Consider the following 9489-nt stretch of genomic DNA (forward strand, 5'->3'; position numbering starts at 1 on the left):
TCCAACCTAGATGGCTGGGCGGATGTCCACGTCGGCGGCGCGGACGTAAGCCATCCGGTGGCCGAACCAGATCTGGTAGTACCGGTCCTTGCCGAGCACCTGGACGTGGTCGGTCGGCGGCTGACCCGCGAAGGTCACGGCCCGGTAGTAGTCCGTCTCGATGTTCAGGTCACCCACCGGGTAGGCCTGGCCCGCGCTGATCGTGTACTGCAGCGGCGTGACCGTCTGGTACGGAATACCCGCCGGGTACGCCGCCTGCTCCGGGTACGCACGTCCGTACACCGGCACCGAGGCCAGGCCCGCCTTCGGCTTCACCACGAGACCCGGCTTCGCGAACGCGTCCGGAGCTGACGCCGGGCTCTTGAACCATCCCAGCGCCCCGAGGTACCAGACCGCGACCCAGTCGCCCTGCCGTTGCGCCACGACGTACTGCGAGCCGGCGGCGGCCCGTGAGCCCATGTCGGAGACGTCAGTGGTCCCGTCGATGCCGCTCGGGTGCAGACCGATGTCCTTGACCAGCGGAGCGTTGTCGTCAGGCGACTGACGCAGGTAGACGAAGTTCGTGCCCTGCGGCGTGCACGGGGTGCCCGGAGCGTCGCAGTTGCTGACGACCTGGACGTTGCCCTGGAAGCCCGGCTTGATGGTGACGATCGAGCCGGCCTTCACCGGGAACACGGAGTGCCCGTAGATCGGAGCGCCCAGCAGATCGAAGTAGTGCTCCCAGTCCCAGTACGGTCCCGGGTCCCAGTGCATGCCGGCGACCGTCGACGGGACCGTGCCCGGCACCTGGTCGTGGCCGATGATGTGGGCCCGGTCGAGCGGGATGTTGTTCTTGGCGGCCAGGTAGCGCACCAGCTTGGCCGAATTGCGGTACAGCGCCTCGGTGAACCAGGTCGCGCCCTGCGGTGCGAAGCCCTCGTGCTCGATGCCGATGCTGTGCATGTTCACGTACCAGTTGCCGGCATGCCAGGCGACGTCGTTCGCCTTGACGTGCTGCCAGGTGTGGCCGTCGGACGAGCGCATCGTGTAGTTCCAGCTCACGTACGTCGGGTCCTGCACCAGGTTGAGCACACCCTGCCAGGTGCCTTCGGTGTCGTGGATGACGATGTAGTCGATCTTGCCGGTCTTCGGCCGGTTCGCCAGGTCATGGTTGCCGTAGTCCCCAGCAGTGCCGAACTCCGAGTACGGCGCCGGCAGCCACTCGCACCCGAGCGACGGCGGGCACTCCACTCCGGAGTTCGCCGGCTTCGTGCCGGCGGGCAGTGCCAGCTTGTTGACCTGCGCCTTGTCCGGCGTGACACCGACGGCAGGCATCACGACCTGCTGCCCGGTGTTCGTCGTACGGGCCGCACCGCGGGCCATGATCGAGTAGACGTCGTCGGCGAAGCCGGACGCGGCCACCCGGTCCCCGGCTTCCGCGTACGACGCCACGGCGCCGTACCACTCGGCCGGAGAGGTGTTGGCACCGACGGGCAGACCGAGGGACCGCTGGTACGACGCCAGCAGTGCGGCACCACCGTTGATGTTGGCGGTGGTGTCGGTGCGCAGCGCGGCCGGGTCCAGACCGGTCAGGTCGGATGCCTTGTAGAGCGTCCGCAACGACGAGGCCTTGGCGACCTTCTGCTTGCCGGACAGGTCCGCGACCGTGCTGGGGTCGATAGCGGTCAGGTGCATCGGGCCGTAGCCACCCGACGTGCTCGGCGCACCCCGGTGGTCGTCCCACCGCGACTCCGAGTACGACACGGCCAGCAGCACGGACTCCGGTACGCCGTACTTCGCAGCGGCCGCGCTGTACGCCGAAGCCTCGACGGCGGCCGGTGCCGGCGGCGGCGCAGCGGCCGCGGGTGGACCTCCGGACGACACGCCGGTCAAGGTGATGGGCAGCGCTACCGCAGCCAGTGCGGCGAGAATCTTCGGACGACGCAGCATGTTGTTCTCCTGAACCCAAGGCGGGTGCCGGTCACACAGACTGGCAGCCTAGTCACTGTGGGTCGAGGCGCGCCGGATGTCAACGGTTAACCAAAACTCACCTCGGAGGGTTCGATACTGACGAAAACATGCCGCCGGCGAAACGGCGACTGAGGGTTACGGAGCACGACGATGGAAGCGTTGCCGTTGGCGTTCACGACGGGCTGGGCCAGTGGCATCAATGCCTATGCCTGCGTGCTGATTCTCGGCCTGCTCGGCCGGTTCGCCGGTGCCGACGACGTCCCGGAGGCACTGACCAGCAACGCCGTTCTGATCGCAGCGGGTGTTCTCTTCGCGTTCGAGTTCATCGCCGACAAGATTCCGTATGTCGACTCCGCGTGGGACGCGATCTCGACGGTGATCCGGCCGACCATCGGCGCGATCCTGGCCGCCCTGCTCGCCGGTGAGGCGACCACGCTGCACCAGGCCATCATCGCGACCACCGGCGGACTGGTCGCCCTGCTCTCGCACTCGGTGAAGTCGAGTCTGCGGCTGGCGATCAACACCTCCCCCGAGCCGGCGACCAACATCGCCGCGTCTTCCGCCGAGGACATCACCGTCGTCGGCGTGGTGTCGCTGGCCGCGTTCCACCCGGAGGCCGCGCTCATCATCGCCGGCATCCTGCTGTTCCTCGGCCTGATGGGGGTGTACTTCGCGTTCCGCTTCATCCGGCGCGGCTACCTCCGGTTCAAGGCGTGGCGGGAGAAACAGCGCGACCCGGCGACGGGGAGCAGTACCGCCTCGCCTGACCGGGGTGGCGGGACGGGGAAGGCAGAATAGTGGCCACCGTGATCGTGATCGGGTCCGGTCTGGCCGGTCTCGCCAGTGCAGTCCGGTTGGCCAAGCTCGGCCACCAGGTCACCGTCTGCGAACGGGACGAACGCCTCGGCGGGGTGCTGGGCCGGGTCGAAGCGGATGGGTTCACCTGGGACGCCGGAGCAGCCAGTACGACGCTCCCGGCCGCACTGCGGGACCTGTTCCGCAAGAGCGGTCGTCCGATCGAGAGTCTGCTCCAACTGGAGCCAGTGACCGAGCCCCGGCGGCACATGTTCGCCGACGGCTCGGTGCTGGACCTGCCGATCAACGACCGCGGCTCACAGCAGGACGCCTGGACGGACCTGGCCGGCGAGCAGGTGGCCGAGCAATGGACCGCACTGGTCGACGGCTATGGCGAGACGTGGCAGACCCTCCGGAAGACGTCGCTCGAGCCACCCCTGCAGGACAAGCTGCCGCTGAAGAGCGTCCGGACCCTCAAACCCTGGCAGTCGCTGGAGAAGGTCGCGCAGCACCGGCTGGGTGACGACAGAGCCCGTGCGGTACTGCGCCACTTCGCAGCGCAAGGTGGATCCGACGCGAAGCTCACGCCGGGGTACGTCGGTGTCTGGTCGTATCTGGAACGCACCTTCGGCCGTTGGACGATCGAGGGCGGCTTCGGCGCGCTGGCGGACGGACTGGCGCAGCGGGCGAGCGAGCGGAAGATCACCGTGCGCACCAGCGCCGAGGTGGTCGCCGTCATCACGGCCGGCGGCACTGTGACCGGCGTACGCCTGGCTGACGGGACGGAACTGCCGACCGACATCGTCGTCAGTGACATCGACCCGCGTGAGCTCTACGGACAGCTGGTCGACGACCCGGCGGCCAAGAAGGTACGCAAGAGGATCCTGACGACGCACCAGGCGCAGGCGGCGTACGTCGTCCACCTGGGGCTGAAGGATCCGGTGCCGACTCTGCCGTTCGAGACCGTTCTGCACGGTACGCCGACAGTTGTCGTACGGACTGGTGGTCAGGCGCCGGTCGGGCACCAGGCGTGGTCCGTACTGGTCCACGGCTACCCGACGGACGACGTACTGGACCTGCTGATCGCGCGTGGGCTGCACATCCGGGAGAACGTGGTGTCACGGCAGACGTCGCCGTCATGGTGGGCCGGTGTGGCGTGGGAGGGCTACAAGACGGCCCGCCGCCGCGCGGCCAACGTGTCTCCGGTCAAGGGGCTGTACTGCGTCGGGGCGGGCGCTCACCCGGGGTCCGGGGTACCGGCCACGACGCTCGGCGCCGCGATTGTGGCCGACGCCATCGGGAAGGCCTGAGACCGGTCTGGGGTTGAGATACCGAGCGCACTAAGATTGATCGTTCCTGTTCCATGTCGGGGTAGGTGCCCGGCAGTAGAGAGGACCTCGGTGGATCAAACCCCCACGTCGGCCGATCACGAGAACGTCGAGCCGGCTGAGCTGGCGGCTGAGCAACAACATGTCGACCGGGTGTACGACCGGGTCGCGGAGGCTGCCCGCTCGGCGTCACGGATCGCGGTCGAAGGGCACCAGCGCGCGCAGGCGCAGAACGTCGGCCGCGTCCGCGAGGAGGAGCAGACCGGGCTGTACGAGCGCGACGTCCTAGTGTTCGCCGCGGCCCGCCGGATCGCCGAGCTGGACGCCGAGCACGAGGGCCTGGTCTTCGGCCGGCTCGACTCCGACCACGGTGACGACCAGCCGGCCGCCGCGACCGCCGCGGACCTCGACAAGCTGTACGTCGGCCGGATCGGTGTCCGGGACGCGGAGTACGAACCGCTCGTGATCGACTGGCGTGCACCGGCGGCCGAGCCGTTCTACCGCGCCACCTCGACGGACCGGCTGAAGGTCGTCCGCCGGCGCGTCCTGCGGAACAAAGGCCCCCGGATCGTCGGTCTCGAGGACGACCTGCTCGCACCGGAGCGTGCGCCCGAGGACCTGCCCGTGATGGGCGAGGGCGCGCTGATGGCGTCCCTGTCGCGGGCCCGCGGTCACACGATGCGCGACATCGTCGCCACCATCCAGGCCGAGCAGGACAGAGCCATCCGGGCGCCGGCGCGTGGTGTGACCGTCATCGGCGGTGGACCAGGCACCGGCAAGACGGTGGTCGCTCTGCACCGAGCGGCGTACCTGCTCTACAGCGACCGCAGGCGGTTCGAGCGCGGCGGCGTACTGGTCGTCGGACCGTCCGCTGCCTTCATGGCCTACATCGAGCGTGTCCTGCCGAGCCTCGGTGAGAACACGGTCTCACTGCGGGCAGTGGGCGAACTGGTGGACGGCATCAAGGCCACTGCGGTCGACGATGCCGACGTTGCCGCGGTCAAGGGTTCGCTGCGGATGCGCGGCGTACTGTCGCGTGCCGCCCGCGACCGGGTGCCGACGGCCCCGGCCACCGTCCGGGTGTTCATCGGCGGTGCCACGGTTGAGCTGGACGCCAACCAGCTCGACAACGTACGGCGGAACGCTTTGCGCCGGACGCCGCGCAACAAGGCGGCCACTGAGGCTCGTAAGGCTCTCGTGGCTGCGCTCTGGCAGCGGTTCCCGGACGACTTGCGTACCGGGGTCTATGGCGACCGGGAGGCGTTCGGCGACCGGGTGGTCGACACCCCTGCTTTCAGGACGTTCTTCAGCCAGTGGTGGCCGGTGCTGACGCCGGAGGCGGTGCTGCGCTGGCTCGGTGACCCACGGCGGCTGCAGCGCTGGGCCCGGAACGAGCTCACCCCCCGGGAGGTCGACGCACTCGCCCGTGCGATCCGCAGCACGGACGAGTTCACGATTGCCGACGTGGCACTTCTGGACGAGCTGAACACGCTCCTGGGCCGTGCACCGGTCAACGAGGCCAAGGACGACGAGTTCGACTGGATGGAGGGTCTGAGCGACGGCGTCAACGAGGTGCTGACCACGTCCGAGCGGCGCGCCCGGGCCGCCGCCGCGCGAGAGGCCGACGAGCCGGAGGAGTACGCGCACGTGCTGGTGGACGAGGCACAGGACCTCTCCCCCATGCAGTGGCGGATGGTGACCCGGCGCGGTCCGCAGGCGAGCTGGACGATCGTCGGCGACCCGGCGCAGAGCTCGTGGCCCGATCCGGACGAGGCGCGGGCGGCGATGGACTCGATGCTGTCGCACCTGCAACGGCACTCGTTCCGGCTGTCCACCAACTACCGGAACTCGGCCGAGATCTACGCGTTCGCCGGCGAGGTGATCCGCCGTACGCTCCCGGACGCCGATCTGCCGAACCCGGTCCGCAGCACCGGTGTCGACCCCGAGCACCGGATCGTCGACGACGGCAAGGTCGCCGAGGCCGCGGGTGACGCCGCGGTCGAGCTGCTCCAGCTCGTCGAGGGCACGGTCGGCGTGATCGTGCCGCCGAAGCTGCGGCCGGTCGTCGATCCGGTCCTCGCCGAGCTCGGCGACCCGCGCGTCGTCGCGGTCAGCCCGCTGGAGTCCAAGGGCCTCGAGTACGACGCGGTCGTGGTGGTCGAGCCCGACCGCATCGTCAGCGACACGCTGGGCGGCGTCCGCGCGTTGTACGTCGTCCTGACCCGCGCGACTCAGCGCCTGATCACGGTCAACAGCACGACCAACTGGCTGCCTTAACCACGAGGTACGACGTACGACACCAAGTCGGCCTCGTTCGCGGCGAGGTCGGCCCAGCGGCAGGTGAGGTGCAGGACGGCGAGACCCGTGGTCGGGTACTTCCGGCTGAGCTCGGTGCGCTCCGGGCTGGTGCCGTCCAGGGCGAGCTCGTCGGCGAGCCACGGGATGCCGGGCCCGTGGCCGACCATGATCACCGTGCGAGCCTCGGTCGGAGCCTCTCGGACGACGTCGAGGAGCTCGTCGGTGCCGGCGCTGTAGATGCGGCGGTCGTACCAGACGTCGGTCGCGGTCGCCCCGCCCTCGACGGCGTACTTCCAGGTCTCCCGGGTGCGCTTGGACGGCGAGCACAGGACCAGGTCGGCTTCGATGCCCTGGGCAACCAGATAGCGCCCGGCCGCCTGCGCGTCGGCGCGGCCGCGGTCGGACAGCGGGCGCTCGAAGTCCGGCATCGACTCGGGCGGAACCGACTTGGAGTGCCGGAGCAGGACGAGCGTGCGATCGATCAACAGATCCGACGGGTCAGCCATCGAGTCAGGATACGACGGATGAGCGGAGGTTCAGGAAGACCTGACGGGTCGCGGTCGACCTGTTCAAAGTGATGAAGTGAATGCCGGGAGCTCCCCCGGCCAGCAAGGCCTCGCACAGCTCGGTCGCGATCTCGATGCCGACCTCCCGGACCGCGGCCGGTTCGTCCTCGACCGCGAGCAACCGGTCGGTGACCGCGGTCGGCAGCGCCATCCCGGTCAGCTCCGCCATCCGCTGGATCTGCTTGATGTTGGTGACCGGCATGATGCCCGGCAGCACCGGCATGTCACAGCCCAGCTCAGCCGCCCGGTCGACCAGCCGGAAGTAGTCGTCGGCTCCGAAGAACATCTGGGTGATCGCGTAGTCGGCCCCGGCCCCAGCCTTCGCCGCGAGCACTTGCGCGTCGGCCTCCAGCGATGCCGCCTCCGGATGCTTGTCCGGGAATGCCGCGACACCCACGCAGAAATCGCCGAGCGACCGGATCAGCTCGACCAGCTCGACCGCGTGGTTCAGCCCCTCGGGGTGCGCGACCCACGGCTGGTTCGGACCGCCCGGCGGATCGCCGCGCAGCGCCAGCATGTTGCGCACACCGGCACCCGCATACGCACCGATCACCGACCGCAGCTCGTCGCGCGAGTGCGCGACACAGGTCAGGTGGCCGAGCGGTGTGAGCGAGGTGTCCTGCGCGACCCGCTCCGTGACCCGGATCGTGCCGTCGCGCGTGGTCCCGCCGGCGCCGTACGTGATCGAGACGAAGGTCGGCCGCAGCTGCTCGATCTCGCGGATCGAGCGCCACAGCACGTCCTCGGCCTCGGGCGTCTTCGGTGGGAAGAATTCGAACGAGAACGAACGACTCCCCGAGGACAGGAGCTCGCGGATCGTCGGCGTGCCGCCGGGAAGCGTCGAGGGAAGTCCGTTCGCCATGGCGACAGATTACCCGCGGTGTCTACCGCTGCGCTCGTACCGACTACGCTCCGAGACGTGTATGGCGATGTGGACATCCCGGCCGAGGTCCAGCGGGCGCTGACCGGCTTCCTCGACCTGCAGGAGCAGCGACTGGCCGCGATCGGCCCGGAGTTGACCGAGCAGGTCCAGGCGGCGCGGGACGCGACCAGCGGTGGCAAGCGACTCCGCCCGTCCTTCTGCTACTGGGGTTTCCGGGCCGCCGGTGGCGATCCGGCGCAGCCGATCCTGACGGCCGCGGCCAGCCTGGAGATGCTGCACGTCAGCGCGCTGGTGCACGACGACGTGATGGACTCCTCCGACGTACGGCGGGGTGCACCGGCTGCCCATCGCCGGTTCGAGGCGTTGCAACGGGCCCGGTCGGAGACGTCCGGTCGCGGTGGCGATCCGGTCGGCTTCGGGGTCGGCGCGGCGATCCTGCTCGGCGATCTGTGCCTGATCTGGGCGGACGAGCTGCTGCACACCTCGGGCTTCGACGCGGCCGCGCTGGCGCGGGCGGCGCGGTTCTTCGACGCGGTCCGGGTCGAGGTGACCGCCGGGCAGTACCTCGATCTCGTCGCGCAGGCGAGCGGCGAGTCCAACATGGACCTGGCGTTGCGAGTCCTGCGCTACAAGTCGGCGACGTACACGGTCGAGCGCCCGCTGCACGTCGGCGCCGCGCTGGCCGGCGCGGACCAGCGGTTGATCGAGCCGTTGTCGGCGTACGGACTGCCGGTCGGTGAGGCGTTCCAGTTGCGCGATGATCTGCTCGGGGTGTTCGGCGATCCGGCGCTGACCGGGAAGCCGGCCGGCGACGATCTGCGCGAGGGCAAGCGGACCGTGCTGGTCGCGTACGCGGTGGATCACGCGTCGGAGGTGCAGCTGGCCGAGTTCGACCGGCTGTTCGGACGGCCCGACCTGGACGACGACGAGATCCAGCTGCTGCGCGAGATCCTGCAGGACTCGCGGGCCGTGCAGGCCTGCGAGGACCTGATCACCGAACGCACCGAGGACGCCCTCGACGCGCTCGACCGCGCTCCCCTGGCCGACGACACCGCCCGCAAGGCACTCGCCGACCTCGCGATCGCCGCCACCTCCCGCCTGCTCTGACCCGACCCGCTGCCGCCCTCTCCGCCTCAACCTGCCGGCCCTCTCTGCCGCAACTTCAGGGGAGATCCCCTGAAGTTGCCCCTTCTCCCCCCTTGATATGAGCAGAGAAGGGGGTAGTTGAGGGGATAACCCCCTCAACACTCCGCGTCGGAATACCCGGTGCTCCGGTCGGTTCCGTAGGTGTTGCCCGCGCCGACGGCCGGATCGCCAGGCCATCACAACGAGGCGAGGACGAAGACCTCCCGCGGACGGATCGCGGCGTCTCGGCGATTGTGATGGCCTGCAGGTCCGCCACACCCCGCCGCGCGGCGGTGGCGGGTTTGGCGATGCGACGCCGCGGACCGGACGCGCACCACTCATCAAGCGGCGCGATGCCAGCGAGGCCCCGCTCGGCTGCGGGCAGTCGGCGGCTGACGGACCGGGTTAGTGAGTGCCCCACGTCCGCCCAGGCCGAGACCCACGGGTCGGCCGGGCCAGGCTGGGGAGGATCTTCCACGGCGAGATCAGGGGGTGGTCGCAACGCGGTGTAGGTCGTCGATGAGGAGGGTAGCGAACATTTCGC

7 protein-coding genes are annotated in these 9489 nt (G+C 69.5%); 4 read left to right on the forward strand and 3 right to left on the reverse strand.

The window, feature by feature from the left end; all coding sequences use genetic code 11:
- Positions 1-6: 6 nt before the first annotated feature.
- The gene (locus tag ACXC9Q_RS25555) at positions 7-1929 is read right to left on the reverse strand and encodes an N-acetylmuramoyl-L-alanine amidase (protein WP_457059179.1); all 1923 of its coding nucleotides are present in this window, start codon (positions 1927-1929) and stop codon (positions 7-9) included.
- Positions 1930-2100: 171 nt separating this feature from the next.
- Between ACXC9Q_RS25555 and ACXC9Q_RS25560 the strand changes: the two genes are divergently transcribed.
- The 3 genes from ACXC9Q_RS25560 (at position 2101) to ACXC9Q_RS25570 (ending at position 6350) form a co-directional block, all read left to right on the forward strand.
- Positions 2101-2748, forward strand: a complete 648-nt coding sequence (locus ACXC9Q_RS25560) for a DUF4126 domain-containing protein (RefSeq protein WP_457059180.1) — start codon at positions 2101-2103, stop codon at positions 2746-2748.
- An 8-nt stretch (positions 2749-2756) separates the two neighbouring features.
- A complete protein-coding gene (locus ACXC9Q_RS25565) occupies positions 2757-4055 on the forward strand; it encodes a phytoene desaturase family protein (RefSeq protein WP_457059181.1) in 1299 nt (432 codons plus the stop codon).
- Positions 4056-4145: 90 nt separating this feature from the next.
- Entirely contained in the window at positions 4146-6350 is a 2205-nt protein-coding gene (locus ACXC9Q_RS25570) for a HelD family protein (RefSeq protein ID WP_457059182.1), read from the forward strand.
- Here the strand turns inward: ACXC9Q_RS25570 and ACXC9Q_RS25575 are convergent.
- Both ACXC9Q_RS25575 and metF read right to left on the reverse strand, forming a co-directional pair.
- Positions 6347-6877 (reverse strand): SixA phosphatase family protein, encoded by a 531-nt coding sequence (locus tag ACXC9Q_RS25575; RefSeq protein ID WP_457059183.1) that lies wholly within the window; start codon positions 6875-6877, stop codon positions 6347-6349. The two genes, ACXC9Q_RS25570 and ACXC9Q_RS25575, sit on opposite strands and share 4 nt — an antisense overlap.
- A gap of 4 nt (positions 6878-6881) precedes the next feature.
- Positions 6882-7799, reverse strand: coding sequence for a methylenetetrahydrofolate reductase [NAD(P)H] (metF, locus tag ACXC9Q_RS25580; RefSeq protein ID WP_457059184.1), 918 nt, complete (start codon positions 7797-7799; stop codon positions 6882-6884).
- A gap of 57 nt (positions 7800-7856) precedes the next feature.
- Here metF and ACXC9Q_RS25585 point away from each other — a divergent pair, with 57 nt between their 5' ends.
- A complete protein-coding gene (locus ACXC9Q_RS25585) occupies positions 7857-8927 on the forward strand; it encodes a polyprenyl synthetase family protein (RefSeq protein ID WP_457059185.1) in 1071 nt (356 codons plus the stop codon).
- Positions 8928-9489 lie beyond the last annotated feature (562 nt).

This window comes from Kribbella sp. CWNU-51 (assembly GCF_054073265.1).